At 33.6% G+C, this 274-nt stretch carries 1 protein-coding gene; it reads left to right on the top strand.

Going from position 1 to position 274, the window contains the following annotated elements; genetic code table 11:
- A partial coding sequence (locus tag RTK36_RS16420) for a stalk domain-containing protein (RefSeq protein ID WP_312048296.1) occupies nt 1–274 on the top strand: 274 nt, incomplete at both ends.

The following is a 274-nucleotide window of genomic DNA, read 5'->3' as shown; positions in this document are numbered from 1 at the left end:
GGTGAAAAGTGTCTTTTTACACAGGAAGACGGCAATGTTTCATTACCTATTTTGTATAAGGGCATCACCTATTTACCTTTACATGAAATTGGCCAGATTATGGGAAAAAATGCAAAATGGGATGAGAATACGAAAACTATTATACTAAGCGGGAATAGAGAAGAAGCAGATGAAAACATTAACGCCGTTTCATCTGAAATAAAAGAGATAATGGTTCAGGAAATTTCAGATTTTACAATCGAAGTTGATGGAAAAGAATCAAAAATATCTTCTG

Source organism: Anaerotignum sp., assembly GCF_031981185.1.
Taxonomy (GTDB): domain Bacteria; phylum Bacillota; class Clostridia; order Lachnospirales; family Anaerotignaceae; genus Chakrabartyella.
This window is presented reverse-complemented; position numbering and strand designations above follow the sequence as displayed.